Origin of the sequence: Corynebacterium sp. Marseille-Q4381 (assembly GCF_036881695.1) — a bacterium.
In the GTDB taxonomy this organism is placed as follows: domain Bacteria; phylum Actinomycetota; class Actinomycetes; order Mycobacteriales; family Mycobacteriaceae; genus Corynebacterium.
Window position 1 is genome coordinate 25,043 of sequence record NZ_JBAJNR010000007.1, and the last position, 13,477, is coordinate 38,519.

Here is a 13,477-nt window from a genome sequence, read left to right on the forward strand (position 1 = left end):
ATGCGGCGCCGAAGCCTGGGAAGTGCAAGGGCAATCCGGGCCGATACTCGTCGAGAGTAAAACCGGCCGCGCCGGGGACCTTGTCCGGGTCAAGACAGCCCTCGCCGAGGGCACCTCGGTCTCGAACTGGTACGTCCACCGCTGCATAGAGGTTAAGTACCCGCCGAAACGAAACACTGCCGCCATGAACCGAGCGCTGCAGGTCGTCGGCCTCGATCCGATAGAGGAGCGGGGGGACAGTGCGTGAACGAGACCTCGACGACTGGTGGGCAGCCCTTCCGCAGAAGCGGAAGGCCCAGATCCACTCCTGGCTCTCAAAAGATGAAGACCCAGGCGAACTACCCAACCAAATCCCCCTTTTCCAGAAGGGACAGGAACAGGAAGGAGAAAAACTGTGACTGACTCAAGCTTCCTCTGCCGCATGGACAGCCTCGCCTTCGCACTCAAAGCAGCCGTCAAGGTAGCTGGCAAAGACGAGCTCGCCTTCGTCCGCCTCCACCGCCTCAACGAGGACACCCTCTCGGTCTCCGCGCTAGGCAACGACCTCTCATTCCGCGCCAAGGTCAAGGTCGACTTCATCCACTGGAACGACGACCGCGACGACCGCGTCGAGATATCCAAGCACGCCGCCAACTCACTCGCCGGCTACCAAGTCAAAACGCCCGAGGGGCTAGACGTCGAACCGCTCGTCTCGATCCAAATCGGCCACGAGCGCATCCGCGTCGAGGACGCCACCGGACTCTTCCAAACAGCCGGCGGCCGCGACGAACACCGGCTCAAAGACCCGATCCTCCCCGGCGACCACGAGAAAATCTTCTACGACGCCGCAAGCGCACCGGGCGCACCGTTCTGGATAACCCCCGAGGCCATCGGCACCATCGCAGGCGTGGCCAAGGTGCTCCACCGCCGAATCGTCATGCTCAAACGCTCCGAACCGGCCGAGTTCGCATCCCGCTGGTACGTCCTCGGCGACGACTGGCAGATGACCATCTCCAACAAGGAGAAGCTCCGCCACACCGAGCCGGTGGCCACCCCGCCCGCCGGAGACGACCCGGAGCAGACCGCCCTCCCGCCGCGCCGAATGCTCGCACTACCCGTCGGAGGCATCGCATGACATACCCCCAGAACCCAGTAACGCTGCTCATCAAGCACCGCCATCGGGCTGATCCCGAGCTGCTCCGGGCAATCTCCCAACCGATGTTTGACGCCGCCCGGTTCCTCCAACCGGCCTTAGAACACTTCAAGGACCGCGGCATACACATCCCATCACCACTGGAAGAAGAGTGCCAGCGAGCAGTCCAGGCCTATTTCAACGAGCACGCCGGTGACTTTCACTCGACATGGCCATTCGTCGCCACCCGCACCGGGCAGACAGGTCAAAGTTGATGTCAGGCACGGTAGAACACCTTTGGGGCCTGGAGCCAGGCGACGAGACCGCGGCACTGTGCTGGTACAAACGCCAGAGCACCGGCGTTTCGCCGTGGGACGGTTCCCACCCCCGCGAATCGACCAAAGAAGTCCTTGTACGCCACGAGGAAGCCCGCATGCGGTGCCACCGCTGCCCGCTGCTCGAAGCGTGCGAACGTGCGCTCAGCGACATGGAAAAGCAGAACCTCCGTGTGGACGGCGTCATGGCTGGCCGGTACTCCGACGTCATCGCGTACTCCAGCGGAGAGCGCATGTTCGTGCAGACCACGTGCCGCGGCTGCCGCGCACCCCTGCGGCCGCAAGGAGGTGTGAGAAATAGTAGGACGCTCCCCGCCGGAGCACGCGACCATCGGGGCGAAGGACTATGCGACCAGTGCTACCCACGGCTCGCGCGGGCAGTGCGCAACCCACCGCCACCAATACCGAAACGCTCATACCAACAGAACAATCCCATCGGGACAACCCCATGACTGCCACTACGAGACGAAGAGAGGAGTTGCGCACATGCCCTGGCTACGGATCGGCGACAACGCCACCACCCACCCACTCATGGCCAAACTCCTCGTCGCCACCAACCTCAACCACCAAGAAAAAAACGAAGCATTCGGAGTCCTCGTCCAACTCGCCTCCGTCTCCGCAGGACACCTCACCGACTACCTCGTCGAATACGGATCCCTCGCCCAAGTCGCGCCGGGCCGTGAGCGCGAGGTGCTCAACATTCTCAAAAAGGCCAGCCTTGCCACCGAGGTGGAGGTGGACGGAAACAAGGTCATCCGTCTTGTTATTGATGATGAGGAATTCGTTCATGCGAAGCGCCGTGAGGAAGTCGAGACAGACCGGCGTCGTGCGCGCGATAAGCGCACACCCGGCCTGCTCGCCCAGGTGCGCGTCCGTGACGGCGATAGCTGCCGCTGGTGCGCGAAGTCGGTCAGCTGGAAAAACAGATCCGGTTTCCGCGCCGCCACCTACGATTCGCTCACCGGTCATAAAGACAGCACCGTCGACACGCTCGTTGTTGCGTGTAATCCCTGTAACACCAAGCGAGGCAATGGGGAGAAGCTGAATCTACTCCCGCCACCACCCCCAGAAAGGCTAATTTACGGCCAGCAGACAGTAGATTTCGTCAACGAAGACAAGTGGTGCCAAGACCACGGCATCCGTATCGAGCTCACCCAGCCGACGCTCCCCCTCGAGGAGGACCCGGCAGCAGCGGCCACTAGGCAGCAGCAGGATGAGAAGGCAGCAGCGCCCGAAGCGGCAGCAGCGCCAGATCACCGAGCAGCGCCACGGCAAGCAGCGCCAACCTTCGACGAGGACGAGCCAGCTTGGCTCCGTCAGCCGATCTCCGATTTTCTATCCCGCCCCGCCCCCGCAGCAGCGCCCAAAGCGGCAGCAGCGCGACCCGGCGATGAGGCAGCAGCGGCCACTAGGCAGCAGCAGGATGAGAAGGCAGCAGCGCCCGAAGCGGCAGCAGCGCCTGACCACCGAGCAGCGCCACGGCAAGCAGCGCCCAATACGATGACAGGCGGCGAGGGTAACGAAACTGTAACGGAGTTAGAACGCGTCCTAGGACGCTCGGGTGACGGACCTGGGAACGTCGGGTCGGGTCGGGTCGGGTCGGGTCGGGCAGGTATGGCGCGTAAGCGCCGAAGGCGCGGTAGGCGAGGAGGGAAGAATAAGTGAGCCTTGATGATTTGGGTAGGCACCTGTACTGGTTAGAGACCGATGGAGATCTTCTTGATGATCTTCTTGTTCCTCGTCGGCCGACTTCCGGTGAGAATGCTGGGCGAGCTCCTCAGCGGGGCAAGTCGAAGCCTCCGGTGGTGCTGGGCATAGTGGACCTCAAGGCGGACGTGGAGGAAGTGCTCGGGTACTGGTGCGGTCAGTTGGTGGCGTCGGTTCCTGCACTAGGGGCACCGCCGACGACTCGGCGTATCGCTGCGCGGGCGGGGTGGTTGCGTGGCCACGCCCCTGAATTGTTGGCGATGCCGTGGGCGGAGATGATGGCCGATGAGGTGGCGTCGCGGGCCCGCTTGGTCCGTGACGTGGTGTCACCGCCTGCAAGAGCAAGCGACCCGGAGCCGATTGAGGAGGGCACCACCAGGGAGGTTGAATCGTGGTTGCGTCTGCTCGGCGTGCCTGCGAGTCGGACGTCGCTGCGGCGGTGGATAGATGCCGGCGACCTTGAGTGCCGCATGCTCGATGATGGGCGTCGCGTTGTGCGTTTGGCTGACGCTGTTGAGCTGGCTAAACGACGTCGATTCAGTGGTGGCCCACCTAGCGTTGTAAGCTGACGCTCGAAAGAGCTATGGCCCCGGTGACGTGAAGTTCCGGGGCCTTTGTCATGCCCGCGGGAGGTGAGCCTTTGGCGTGGGATGACCGGGCGACGAAGGAGCGGCGCAAGCAGTTCCGGGCGGAGCACGAGGCTATGCAGTCAGTGTGCTGGCTGTGCCGCCAGCCGATTGATTACACCGCGCCGGCGCAGTCGGTGAACGCGTTCGAGCCGGATCACGTCTTGCCGCGTTCGACGCACCCGGAGCTGGAAGATGACCCGGAGAATTGGCGGCCGTCGCACGCGTCGTGCAACCGGTCGCGCAAGGATGGTGCTCCGCCGCCGGACCTCGGTTCGTGCTCGGAGCAATGGTGAAGGGGGAGGGGCCTTGAGATCGCTGGCGTTCGCGCGCGGCCGCCTGCGGGCGGGTGAGGAGGCCTCTCTCCCCGCGAGGTATCCCCCCTAGGGCCGAGGCCGGTAGCGGGGTCGAGTTGTGGAAATGGAGGTTGACCGTGGACAACGTTTCCGAGCGCCCTGTGGGCGAGCTAGAGCAGGCGTTTCTCGATTCGCTTGCGGCGCTGGACGAGCAACCGCCCGCCGAGTACGGCGGCGTCGTCGCCCTCGGCCGGGCGTACGCGGAGAACATCGACGAGTCGCGCTCGACAGACACGGAGACGGCGACGAAGTCGCTGTACCTTGGCCCGCACCTGCTGGGCGTGATGAAGTTGCTTGGCCTCGCTCCGACCGAAGCGCCGGAGACTGCCGGGACGAAGAAGGGCGGCACAACCAGCCCGGATGTGATCGACATTATGCGCCGCATGAGCCGCGAGACGGCCAAGGAGAATGGGGCGTAAGGGCTGTACCGAGCCGCGTTTCTACACCCCGCCACTGCGGGAGCTCACCCCGGAGACCTCGAAAGGATTCGAGGTCATTGAGTTCGCCGAGCTGCTCGGTATTGAGCTGTACCCGTGGCAGAAGTGGGTGCTGATTCACGGCCTGGAGCTGCTGCCGTCCGGCGAGTTCCGGTTCAAGACGATCATCGTGGAGGTGGCCCGCCAGAACGGCAAGACGCTGCTGATGGTGGTGCTCGGCCTGTGGCGGATGTTCCAGTTCGGCGCGTCGCGCATCATCTCGGCAGCGCAGTCGCTCGGCGACGCCGAGGACACGCTCGACGAGGCGTTCGCGATCGCGGCGTGGAACCCGGTGCTGCGCTACTTTCTGCCGGACAACCCGCGCGCGGACGAGGAGGACGACGCCTACAACGGCGCGTACCGCTCCCGCGCCAACGGCAAGCCGGCAATGGAGCTCGCGCTCGCGCCCCGGCCGGAAGCGCTCGACCTGGCCGGCAAGATGCCGATCTGGTCGCTGGCGGTGACCTCGCGTAAGGGCGGCCGCTCGAAGTCGGCAGACCTGGCGCTGCTCGACGAGCTGCGCGAGCACCTGGACTGGGAAGCGTGGAACGCCATCGTGCCGACCTCGCGTAACCGGCCGCAGTCGCAGGTGTGGGGCTTGTCCAACGCCGGTGACCTTCGCTCGGTCGTGCTCCGCTCCCTCCGGGAATCGGCGATCAAGCAGATTGACGACGGGACGTCGGACGCGAGCCGCACGGCGTTCTTTTCTTACTCGGCCCACCCGGACGCCGACGTCCTCGACCCGGACGCGCACGCCCAGGCGAACCCCTCGATGGGCTACTCGAACCTCACCGAAGAATCCATCATGGCCGAGGCCAAGGACGCGGTCGCCGGCGACAACGAGGCCGGCTTCCGCGCCGAGTGCCTGTGCCAGTGGCAAGACGTGCTCACCCCCGGAAAGATTTCCCTCAAGCTCTGGGAATCGCTCACAGACCCCGCCTCGGCCCGCGCGCCGGGCGCGGAGGTGTTCGTAGGCGTCGACGTGGCCCTGGACGGCCGTTGGGCGCATGTGGCCATAGCGTCGCAGCGTGAGGACGGCCTGTGGCACGTCGAGATCGTGGCCAGCCGCGCCGGGTACCGGTGGGTACCCGCGTGGCTTGCGGCGCGCAAGGGCCGAGGGTGGTTCTCCGGGACGGTGGGCATGCAGGTTCGCGGCTCCGCCTCGGCGGCGCTGCTGCCGCTACTGCAGGAGGCCGGCATCGACGTCGCGGAGTGGCAGGGCACGGACATGTCGGCGTCGGTGCTCGGCTTTGTCACGGAAATCAAGAACCGCGGTATCCGCCACCGCGACCAGCCGGTGCTGACGGTGTCGGTGGAAGGCGCGGTGGAGAAGCGCCGCGGTGACATTTTCATCTGGGATCGCGAGAAGTCAGCGACCGACGCGGCGCCGACCGTGGCCGCGAATATCGCGTGGTGGATGGCCACCAGGCACGAAACGACAGTGACCTCGGCGTACGACGACGAAAACTATGACGCTTCCGCGCAGGAGCTCGAAAACGACGAGCCACAGGACGGCGAGGACTTTGACGACGGCGGACTGATGTTCGTCTAAGGAGGTGGTGCCCGTGGGTATCTTCAGCAGGTTATTCGGGCGTCTCGAAGAGACTGCGGCCATCGTGGCCAACTCCGACGACGAGTACATGTTCTCCGCCCCGATCTTCACCGCTCTCGCCCGGGACGTGGACAAGCTCGGCGCTGCGGAGCTCTACGCCCAGCAGCCGCACCTGCGCACGGTGGTGACCTTCATCGCCGAGCAGATCGCCGCGGTGTCACTGCACACCTTCGAGCGCATGCCGGACGGCGGCCGTGAGCGCGTCCGCGTCGGCGACGAGACCGGCGACAATTCGCTCTACGCTGACCGCCCAGGCCTTGTGCCGCTGTTGATGCAGAAGCCCAACAAGCACCAGCTCATGCAGGACTTGCTGCGCGCGTCCATCCTGGATTATCTGCTCTTCGACGAGTTCATGTGGGCGATCGACGAGGCACCCGACAAGCTGCCGGAGATCGTCCGCATCCCGGTGTCCTGGATCATCGGCCGCAAGTGGGAAGACCCGTGGACACTCAAGGCGATCCGCATCCGCGACAACCGCGGCTACGTCCGCGAGTACAGCGGCGAAAAGCTGATCCACGTCCACGGCTACAACCCAGAGTACGAGGAAATCGGCGTCTCTCCGGTGGACTCCCTGAAGGAGACTCTCCGCGAGCAGCTGCAGGCCGCGTCCTACCGCTCGGAGCTGTGGCGTAACGGCCCGCGCCTCGGCGGCGTTATCACCCGCCCCCCGGAAAAGGACGTCGGCAAATGGTCGCCGGAGGGTCGCCGTCGCTTTAAGGCGTCGCTCGCGGCGCAATACAGCGCCGGCGGCTCCAACGCCGGCGGCACCATGGTCCTCGAAGATGGCATGAAGTTCGAGCCGCAGCACCTCAACGCCAAGGACGAACAACTACCGGAGATGACCAAGCTGTCGCTCTCCACCGTCGCGCAGGTCTACCACGTCAACCCAACCATGGTCGGCCTGCTGGACAACGCCAACTACTCCAACGTCCAGGCCTTCCGCCAAAGCCTCTACGTTGACAGCCTCGGCCCGCTGATCAAGCAGATCGAGGGCACCATCAACTCCTTCGTCCTGCCCATGCTCAAGGTCGACGAAACCCGCTACTACGTCGAGTTCAACCTCGAAGAGAAGCTGCGCGGCAACTTCGAAGAGCAGGCAGCTATGCAGACCGCAGCCGCCGGCGGCCCGTGGATGACCATCAACGAGGTCCGCGCCATGCGCAACCTCCCAGCCCTCGAAGGCGGCGACGACCTCATTCGTCCGCTCAACGTCACCACTGCCACCGCCGACCAAGGCGAGCCGCAAGACCCGCCGCCGGCACTCAACCCCGCGCCGGGAGGTGACCCGCCATGATCCACGTCGTAATGGGCCCGCCTTGCTCCGGCAAGACCACCTTCGTCGAGACCACCGCCGCGCCGGGCGTGGCCCGCTTCGACCTCGAACAGGTCGCGTCCACCATCGCCGCGCAACCAGTGGCAGACACCGCGCCGGGCACCGTGCTCGACGCGGTGCTTGCTATGCGCCGCGGGCTCACCGGGTGGCTCCTCGACGTCGAGACCCCGGTCGAGGAGTTCTGGCTAATCAACTCCCGCCCACCCGACACCCTTATTGCCGCTCTCGCAGCTCAAGGCGCGCAGTTCCACGTCCTCGACCCGGGCGAGGAGGAGTGCATTGCCCGGGCGATCCGCGCCGGGCGGCCTGATTCAACGGTGGAGCGGATCAAGCAGTGGTACCTCAACCCGCCGGAGATACCGGGGGAGAAAGGAGACAACGTGAAGACCAAGACCATCACTGTTGGGCTCAAGGCAACCCCCGACGACGTCGACATCGTAGATGCCGGCACCTTCGAGGGCTACGCCAGCGTGTTCAACAACACCGACACCTACGGCGACGTGATCCGACCGGGCGCGTTCGCCGAGACCATCAAGGACTTCCAGGAGCGCGGCCGGGTGATTCCGGTGCTCTACGGCCACGATTTCAGTGACCCGTTCTCGAACATCGGGGCTGTGGAGGAGGTCATTGAGGACGACCACGGGCTCCGGGTGAAGGCAAGGCTTGACCTGGACAACCCGAAAGCTGCCCAGGTCTACCGGCTGATGAAGGCAAAGCGGCTCAACGAGATGTCGTTCGCGTTCAACGTCCTTGACGGCAGCTGGGCCGAGATCGACGGCGAGGAAGTCTACGAGATCAAACGCGTGAAGCTCTTCGAGGTCTCGGTCGTTCCTATCGGCGCGAATCCGCAGGCCGAAATTCTCACCGTCAAGCAGGCAACCGAAGCGCTGGTGACCGCTGCGAAGCAGGCCAACCCAGCAGTTGCCGAGTCCGTGGCCAAGCACGCGGGCTCCATCGCCGCGCTCCTGGACCCCGCCGCCGAAAGCGGCGCGCAGGTCCCCCAGGAGCCAAACCACGCCAAAGACGGCGACGTCGCCGTCTTCGAAGCAACCGTCCGATTCCTCGAAAGGAAGCACTATGTCTAAGACCCTCATGGAAAAGCGTGCGACGGCGATGGACGCCGTCCGCTCCGCACTGGCTAACTACAAGGCCAACCCGACCGACGACAACCTCCGTGGCGACCTTGAGTCCGCGATCAACACCGTCGACGAGATCGACGCCGAGCTGCGCGCCGCCGAAATCACGGTCAACGCGGAGAAGCTGCTCTCCGGCGCCACGTTCGAGGCCACCCCCGGCCAGAAGTCGGCCGAGCCGCACACGCTCGGCCACCACTTCGCCAAGCACGGCCTGGACATGGTCAAGCGCCAGAAGAACGGCGAACGTCTGGACTTCGCCGTGCCGGAGTTCGAAGTCAAGGCCGCCAACGACCCGATGGTCCGTCCCGCCGCCGACGCCCCGCTGGCGGGGTGGGGCACCACTTTTCAGCGCTCCATCGTCAACCAGCGCCGCGAGCAGCTGGTTGTCGCAGACCTTATGGGATCTGCCTCCGTCTCCCAGCCGGTAATCAAGTACCTCGTCGAGAAGGCGAAGCGCATCGTCGAGGGTGCGTTCACCACCGTCGCCGAGGGCGCGCAGAAGCCCTACATCCGCTACGACTCCTTCGACGTTGTCACCGAGTCTCTGTCCAAGATCGCGGCCCTGACCAAGGTCTCCGACGAGATGGCGGCAGACTACGGTTTCATCGTCGACTGGATCAACAACCAGCTCGTCTACGACCTCTCCGTCGCAGAAGAGTTCCAGCTTATGCAGGGCGACGGCCAGGGCTCCAACCTGCGCGGTCTGCTCAACCGCGAGGGCATCCAGGAGTTCAACATCGACGCCGCCGACCCCATCGAGCAGCTCAAGGGCCTGTACGAGGCGTCCCGCCTGCCGGGCCGCGCCACGAACCTCTCCGCTGACGCGCTGGTGCTCAACGAGCTCGACTACGGCCGCATGCGCCTCGCCCAGGACAACAACGGCCAGTTCCTCGCCGGCGGCCCGTTCACTGGCCAGTACGGCAACGGCGGCGTCCTGATCAACCCGCCTGTCTGGGGGTTGAAGACCGTCACTACTAACGCCGCGGTGCCGGAGGGCACCTACGTGGTGGGCAACTTCCGCCAGGGTGCGACCGTGTTGCGCAAGGGCGGTGTCCGCGTCGACGCCGCCAACCAGAACGAGCGGGATTTCGAGGAGAACTTGATCACGCTGCGCGCCGAGGAGCGCGTCGGCCTGATGGTGCCGCTGCCGGCAGCGTTCGTCACCGGCACCCTCGGCACGCCTGGGGCAGGTGCGTAACTCATGAGCAGGCTCTACCCCTACCGGGTCAACACCGACCAGGGCCCGCTCACTATCCGCCTCACGGAGGAGACCGCAGCCACCCGCTACCCGGGCGCCGTCCGCGTCGCCACGGGTCTGCCGGAGACCAAGGAATCCCCCGACAAGGAGCGCCGGCCCCGCAAGCGCACCCCGTCGCAGTAATAGCCAAGGAGGGACCACACCATGAACACCACCCTGGACCATGGGCTGGCCCCCAACCCGTCAGCCGCCGTCCCGGTCACGCAAGCAGACATTGACCTCGCCGTTGAAACGCTGCGCGACCTGGCGGGCTGGCATATTTGGCCCGTGCGGCAGGAGACCGTCACCGTCGACACCGCCGGAGACAACGTCATCTTCCTACCCACGCTGCGGCTTCTCCAGGTCCACGCACTCGCCCTCGACGGCACCCCGGTTGGCCTGGACACCATCGAGTGGTCAGAATCCGGAATGGTCCGCCTCAAACGGCGCAGCGGCAGGGGATTCCGCCGCGCCACAGCGACCATCACCCATGGATTCGACACCACCCCTCTCGCGGGCGTGGCCATGCACATGGCCGCCCGCGCCACCCAACCCGGAACCAACATGACGGTCGGCGGAATCTCGGTCGGCGCGCCGGGCGCAATGACGCCGCAGTCTTCTGAGTGGCGTCTGCTCGACCGCTACAAGCTAGGGCCGATGCCATGACCGCCTCGCTGATCTTCACCGAGCGGATCACCATCATCCGCGCCCGCATGGCCCCCGGCGAATACGGCGGCCTGGTCGAGGATTGGGAGCAGGCAGAGGAAATCCCTTACCCGCACCCGGTATCAGTCCAGCCGGTGACCTCAACCGAAGACGCGGACGGACGCTCGCACCTCGTGACCGACCGCTGGCGGGTCTTCACCGAACCGCCGCACCTGATCGAGGAACTCCGGCCCACCGACCGCATCCGTGTCGACACCTGGGGAGAGGTCCTCTGGGCCGTCGCGCGCCCGCTGCACTGGCGGACAGCCATCCTGCCGCACTCCGAGGTCGACCTCGAAGTCATCCGCGGCGCTGGCCAATCCTCCGGCAGGAGGCGCTAGTGGTCCGAATCAACATCGACACCGACGCGATCTTCATGCAAGTCATGGGATCCGAAAAAGTCCAGGCCAAAGTCCAGGAAAAAGCGACCAGAATCGCAGCACTCACCCGCCGCGAACTCGGCCGCGCCGGCATCGACGCCACCGTCAAGATCGAACCACACCCGACGCCCAGCGGCCGCGCCGCGTTCAACGTCGTCGGAAGCGTCACAAGACCCGAAGACGCCAGAAAAGCAGGCCGCATAGCGCGCCGGGTAGGAAGGAGTCTGCGGTGATTGACGAGCTTCAAGAGGTGGACATCCTCAAGATCGCGCTCGACGCGGTCCGCGAGGTGCTGCCGGACGGTGCGTGGGTGGCTGATCGGCTCCCGGAGGCCGACCGGCTCACCGAGAGCTTGCCGGCGGTGGTGATTGATCTGCTGCCGGGGGAGGAAACCGTGCCGTGGGGCGGCCGGGATAGCCCGTCGCTGCTCGATGCGGTGCCTCTCGACGTGGAGGTGTTTGCCCCGTCGCGGGCGGAGGCCACCAAGATCGGCGTGAAAGTGCGGCAAGCGCTTCACCAGCTGCCCTACATCGAGGGCACTGGCGTCAAGCACGTCGATTGCCCGCGCCTCGCAACCCGCGAGGAGCTGAATCCGTATGTGAAAGTCCTCGGGGTTGTCGCCGACCTTGGCGTCGCACCCCACTAACCCGTTCCAGCCCTGCCGTCCGGTGGGGCTTTACCTACGTTCCTAGGAGGAATTATGGCTAAGCAGTCCACTCTGCAGGGCTTCAACGCCCGCGCTGCCCGCGTCGGCATGACCGGAGCTATCCGCCGAGCCGCACTCGGCACCCCGGTTGTCCCGCTGGGCATCAAGTTCGACACCGAGACCCACACCAACAAGGGCTACACGTCCCCGGACGGCCTGGAAATCTCCTTCGACGAGGAGAAGCAGGAGTACATCCCGTGGCAAGAGGTCTCCGCAATCCGTACCGACATCACGAAGTCCGTGAAGTCGATCAAGTACACCCTCTGGGAGACCAACCTCAAGAACATCGCCGACCACCTCGGCGTGCGCGAGGATGACATCGTCTTCGACAACAACGGCACCGCGAGCTTCTACGAGGACGCCCTGCCGGTGTTCCCGTACGAGCAGCAGGTGTTCGACGTGGTCGACGGCGATACAGCGATGCGCCTGACGGCGTTCAACGCCCAGCTCACCGGTCGAGGCGCAATGGTGTTCAAGAAGGACCAGATCTTCGGCCTGGAACAGACCATCACCACATTCCCCGCCGGCGCCGAGTACGAAGACGTCGACTCTGCGGCAGTAGGCCGGACGGCGCACTGGCAGTTCAACGATGCGTGGGCCAAGGGCAAGGACGCCACGTCCTCCACCACGGACGGCGTGCGCCCGCTGACCATCGCCACCGCCGCGACTCTCGGCTCCTCGAAGCCCGCCGTGTCCAAGAAGATCACCGCCAACGGCGGCACGTCGCCCTACACCTACGAGGTCTCCAACGGTGCCCTGCCGAAGGGTGTGACGCTCGACGAGAAGTCCGGCGAGATCAAGGGCACCGCAACCGAGTCGGGAACGACCACGTTCACCGTCAAGGTGACTGACGCCGCGGGCCTGGTAGCCAGCCGCCAGTTCACCATGACCGTCACCGAGTAAGCGACCACTAGCAGGGGTGGGGTGCGGGAAAGCACCGGGCAGGCTCGCCCGCACCCCTGCCTACCCACCCGCACTAAAGAGCCTGCCCCATAGCTTTCGAAAAGGAGCCAGCCCCATGACTATCAACTTCAACGAGATCGTCGAGCAGCGCAGCGAAGCCACCGGCATCGCAGGCGATCGAATCCCCTTCGAGTTCGGCAACAAGACCTTCTCCTTCCGCGACCCGCTCATGCTCACGGACGATGAGAAAGATGAGCTAGAGCTCATCGACTACGACGCTGACATTGCCGCCTGGTACATGGGCGACGAAGAATACGACGAATTCCTCCTGACCGAGGTCGAAATCCCGGCAGAGGACGGCAAGACCATCAAGAAGACCGGCTCGTCCAGCTTCTTCTTCCTAGTGCTGCGCGAGCACATGCGCACCGCCCGCGCCTCGGATGCGGAGGGAAACCCTACGATGCGCAATCGCTCCTCGCGGCGTGCGGAGGCGCGGAAGCGGCGGAAGCAGCACTAGAGCAGGCCTACGGGTGGGATGTGCTCGCCGCGTATTGGCGCGGCGAAATCACTCTCCGTAAGCTCCGCGTGCTTATCGAGTACCTGCCTGACAACTCACCCGCACGCTGGCACACCACGGACGGGCAACCGTTCTCCACTGCTGACGCCATTGGGTGGCGCTCCCTTTGGGCGCTCGCCGCTATCGCTCAGGGCATGGCTGGCAAGGACCAGAACATCTTCGACAAGATGCCGCAATTCCCGTGGAAGAAGCCCAACAACCCGAATGCCTACGGCTCCTTCGGCGACCACACGCCGGAAGAAGTCCTGGATTACCTCGATTCACTCTAAGGAGGACC

General features: G+C 65.0%; 17 protein-coding genes. 16 read left to right on the forward strand and 1 reads right to left on the reverse strand.

The window, feature by feature from the left end; all coding sequences use genetic code 11:
- Positions 1 to 394: 394 nt before the first annotated feature.
- Positions 395 to 1,114 (forward strand): hypothetical protein, encoded by a 720-nt coding sequence (locus V6D40_RS07210; protein WP_334289684.1) that lies wholly within the window; start codon positions 395 to 397, stop codon positions 1,112 to 1,114.
- A gap of 827 nt (positions 1,115 to 1,941) precedes the next feature.
- Here V6D40_RS07210 and V6D40_RS07215 read toward each other — a convergent pair.
- Complete coding sequence (locus V6D40_RS07215; RefSeq protein ID WP_334289685.1) at positions 1,942 to 2,415, reverse strand: hypothetical protein; 474 nt, start codon at positions 2,413 to 2,415, stop codon at positions 1,942 to 1,944.
- Positions 2,416 to 2,659: 244 nt separating this feature from the next.
- Here V6D40_RS07215 and V6D40_RS07220 point away from each other — a divergent pair, with 244 nt between their 5' ends.
- The 15 genes from V6D40_RS07220 to V6D40_RS07290 all read left to right on the forward strand — a co-directional run bounded on the left by V6D40_RS07220 (position 2,660) and on the right by V6D40_RS07290 (position 13,469).
- The gene (locus V6D40_RS07220) at positions 2,660 to 2,950 is read left to right on the forward strand and encodes a hypothetical protein (RefSeq protein ID WP_334289686.1); all 291 of its coding nucleotides are present in this window, start codon (positions 2,660 to 2,662) and stop codon (positions 2,948 to 2,950) included.
- Between the two features lie 843 nt (positions 2,951 to 3,793).
- Positions 3,794 to 4,075, forward strand: a complete 282-nt coding sequence (locus V6D40_RS07225) for an HNH endonuclease (RefSeq protein WP_334289687.1) — start codon at positions 3,794 to 3,796, stop codon at positions 4,073 to 4,075.
- Positions 4,076 to 4,212: 137 nt separating this feature from the next.
- A complete protein-coding gene (locus V6D40_RS07230; protein ID WP_334289688.1) occupies positions 4,213 to 4,554 on the forward strand; it encodes a terminase small subunit in 342 nt (113 codons plus the stop codon).
- Positions 4,544 to 6,163 carry a terminase gene (locus V6D40_RS07235; RefSeq protein WP_334289689.1) on the forward strand — a complete coding sequence of 540 codons (1,620 nt, stop codon included), beginning with the start codon at positions 4,544 to 4,546 and terminating at the stop codon, positions 6,161 to 6,163. Before V6D40_RS07230 ends, V6D40_RS07235 begins: the two co-directional genes overlap by 11 nt.
- Before the next feature lie 13 nt (positions 6,164 to 6,176).
- Complete coding sequence (locus tag V6D40_RS07240) at positions 6,177 to 7,517, forward strand: phage portal protein (protein WP_334289690.1); 1,341 nt, start codon at positions 6,177 to 6,179, stop codon at positions 7,515 to 7,517.
- Positions 7,514 to 8,641, forward strand: coding sequence for an HK97 family phage prohead protease (locus V6D40_RS07245; protein WP_334289691.1), 1,128 nt, complete (start codon positions 7,514 to 7,516; stop codon positions 8,639 to 8,641). Before V6D40_RS07240 ends, V6D40_RS07245 begins: the two co-directional genes overlap by 4 nt.
- The gene (locus V6D40_RS07250) at positions 8,634 to 9,890 is read left to right on the forward strand and encodes a phage major capsid protein (protein ID WP_334289692.1); all 1,257 of its coding nucleotides are present in this window, start codon (positions 8,634 to 8,636) and stop codon (positions 9,888 to 9,890) included. Before V6D40_RS07245 ends, V6D40_RS07250 begins: the two co-directional genes overlap by 8 nt.
- A gap of 3 nt (positions 9,891 to 9,893) precedes the next feature.
- Positions 9,894 to 10,073, forward strand: coding sequence for a hypothetical protein (locus V6D40_RS07255; protein WP_042405702.1), 180 nt, complete (start codon positions 9,894 to 9,896; stop codon positions 10,071 to 10,073).
- Between the two features lie 21 nt (positions 10,074 to 10,094).
- Positions 10,095 to 10,595 (forward strand): hypothetical protein, encoded by a 501-nt coding sequence (locus V6D40_RS07260; protein ID WP_334289693.1) that lies wholly within the window; start codon positions 10,095 to 10,097, stop codon positions 10,593 to 10,595.
- Positions 10,592 to 10,975 (forward strand): hypothetical protein, encoded by a 384-nt coding sequence (locus V6D40_RS07265; protein WP_334289694.1) that lies wholly within the window; start codon positions 10,592 to 10,594, stop codon positions 10,973 to 10,975. The genes V6D40_RS07260 and V6D40_RS07265 overlap by 4 nt, the downstream gene beginning before the upstream one ends.
- Positions 10,975 to 11,247: a hypothetical protein gene (locus V6D40_RS07270; protein WP_334289695.1), complete on the forward strand. Its 273-nt coding sequence runs from the start codon at positions 10,975 to 10,977 to the stop codon at positions 11,245 to 11,247. The genes V6D40_RS07265 and V6D40_RS07270 overlap by 1 nt, the downstream gene beginning before the upstream one ends.
- The gene (locus V6D40_RS07275; RefSeq protein WP_334289696.1) at positions 11,244 to 11,660 is read left to right on the forward strand and encodes a hypothetical protein; all 417 of its coding nucleotides are present in this window, start codon (positions 11,244 to 11,246) and stop codon (positions 11,658 to 11,660) included. Before V6D40_RS07270 ends, V6D40_RS07275 begins: the two co-directional genes overlap by 4 nt.
- Before the next feature lie 54 nt (positions 11,661 to 11,714).
- The gene (locus V6D40_RS07280) at positions 11,715 to 12,623 is read left to right on the forward strand and encodes an Ig domain-containing protein (protein ID WP_334289697.1); all 909 of its coding nucleotides are present in this window, start codon (positions 11,715 to 11,717) and stop codon (positions 12,621 to 12,623) included.
- A gap of 115 nt (positions 12,624 to 12,738) precedes the next feature.
- Positions 12,739 to 13,140, forward strand: a complete 402-nt coding sequence (locus tag V6D40_RS07285; protein ID WP_334289698.1) for a hypothetical protein — start codon at positions 12,739 to 12,741, stop codon at positions 13,138 to 13,140.
- Positions 13,141 to 13,160: 20 nt separating this feature from the next.
- Positions 13,161 to 13,469 (forward strand): hypothetical protein, encoded by a 309-nt coding sequence (locus V6D40_RS07290; RefSeq protein WP_334289699.1) that lies wholly within the window; start codon positions 13,161 to 13,163, stop codon positions 13,467 to 13,469.
- The last annotated feature ends 8 nt before the right edge of the window (positions 13,470 to 13,477 follow it).

What these genes read in the sequence shown, in the direction of transcription:
- V6D40_RS07215 (WP_334289685.1), bottom strand. Translation starts at nt 2,415, where the DNA reads ATGACCGGTGAGCGAATCGTAGGTGGCGGCGCGGAAACCGGATCTGTT.
- V6D40_RS07220 (WP_334289686.1), top strand. Translation starts at nt 2,660, where the DNA reads ATGAGAAGGCAGCAGCGCCCGAAGCGGCAGCAGCGCCAGATCACCGAG.
- V6D40_RS07235 (WP_334289689.1), top strand. Translation starts at nt 4,544, where the DNA reads ATGGGGCGTAAGGGCTGTACCGAGCCGCGTTTCTACACCCCGCCACTG.
- V6D40_RS07245 (WP_334289691.1), top strand. Translation starts at nt 7,514, where the DNA reads ATGATCCACGTCGTAATGGGCCCGCCTTGCTCCGGCAAGACCACCTTC.
- V6D40_RS07250 (WP_334289692.1), top strand. Translation starts at nt 8,634, where the DNA reads ATGTCTAAGACCCTCATGGAAAAGCGTGCGACGGCGATGGACGCCGTC.
- V6D40_RS07255 (WP_042405702.1), top strand. Translation starts at nt 9,894, where the DNA reads ATGAGCAGGCTCTACCCCTACCGGGTCAACACCGACCAGGGCCCGCTC.
- V6D40_RS07260 (WP_334289693.1), top strand. Translation starts at nt 10,095, where the DNA reads ATGAACACCACCCTGGACCATGGGCTGGCCCCCAACCCGTCAGCCGCC.
- V6D40_RS07265 (WP_334289694.1), top strand. Translation starts at nt 10,592, where the DNA reads ATGACCGCCTCGCTGATCTTCACCGAGCGGATCACCATCATCCGCGCC.
- V6D40_RS07280 (WP_334289697.1), top strand. Translation starts at nt 11,715, where the DNA reads ATGGCTAAGCAGTCCACTCTGCAGGGCTTCAACGCCCGCGCTGCCCGC.
- V6D40_RS07285 (WP_334289698.1), top strand. Translation starts at nt 12,739, where the DNA reads ATGACTATCAACTTCAACGAGATCGTCGAGCAGCGCAGCGAAGCCACC.